Here is a 1,123-nt window from a genome sequence, read left to right as displayed (position 1 = left end):
CTGCGCCTTGAGGAGAGCGTTTGCGAGGATGATGAGCTTTCGCATCAATGCGGTGATGGCGACCTTTGCGGGTTTTCCTGCCGCCTTTAGCGCCTGGTATTTTGCCTTGAGGTCGGGGTTGAATCGCATGGCGACGAGGGCCGGCATGTAGAGGGCCTGGCGAACATTGGCCCGGCCGCCGCGAATGAAGGCGCGGCCGGTCCATGTGCCCGATTGACGGGCGACCGGAGCGAGGCCGGCGAGGCTTGCGGCCTGTGGCGGCTCGAGGGTCCCGAGTTCCGGCATGTCGATGATGAGTGCGCATGCGGTGGCATCCGAGACGCCGGGTATGCTGGTCAGAATGTCGAGGCGCTGGGCAAGGTCGGGATCGGCTTTGAGGAGCGTAAGGATCGTCTGATCGATATCGCCGAGTTGACGTTGGATCTGCTTCAGCCGCTCGTTGTTGTGGCGCCTGAGCAAGGCAAGGGTCAGGGTTTTGGCTCTGTTGCTGGCTGCGGTGCGATCCTTGATCAGAGCCGCACGGGCCAGGTGCAGGTCCTTGAGTTCATTGAGCAGTGCGCTGCCAAGCGGCCGCGCCGTCAAAGCCAGCACTGCCCCCATGCGCGCCAGCATGGCGGCGTCGCATCGGTCGGTCTTGGCCAGCTTGCCGGTCGCCTCCGCGAAGCGGCGCGCCTGGCGCGGATTGACCTTGACCAGTGGCAGTCCGGCCTCGGCGAGGCGGCGCTCAAACCCGCGATGGTAAGCTCCGGTCGGCTCGTAGACGATCCGGGTGACCCCGGAGCCGATCCAGCGCATCAGCGCCTTGTGGCCCTTGGCCGTGTTGTCGAAGCGGCGGCTCTCGCCGCTTGGGAAGCGATAGGCGTCCAGCGCCTCTTTCGAGATGTCGACGCCAATGGTAATGTCTGTCATCTTTTGCCGTGCCTCTGCTTGTCATGCGCAGCTCAAACTGCGCGTATCCGTTCAGGCCTTCGGGAAAAGACGAGGGTGATCAAACTTTAGCTCGGCCCTCAAATGGCCAGCGCGTCGACGATCCATCCCTCGCCGCTGACGAGAGAGCTGCTACTCTCTCCCAGCGGTTCATTCTCGCCTCTTGGCAATGAATGTCATAAGACAAGCGCGTCGC

At 63.2% G+C, this 1,123-nt stretch carries 1 protein-coding gene; it reads right to left on the bottom strand.

Features of this window, described 5'->3' with window-relative positions:
- Positions 1-909 (bottom strand): IS110 family RNA-guided transposase (locus tag AC0L2P_RS32140; RefSeq protein ID WP_473507237.1); only part of this gene is annotated, 909 nt, incomplete at its 3' end.
- Positions 910-1,123: the final 214 nt, after the last annotated feature.

The organism is Mesorhizobium sp. WSM4836, assembly GCF_055811815.1.
This window is presented reverse-complemented; position numbering and strand designations above follow the sequence as displayed.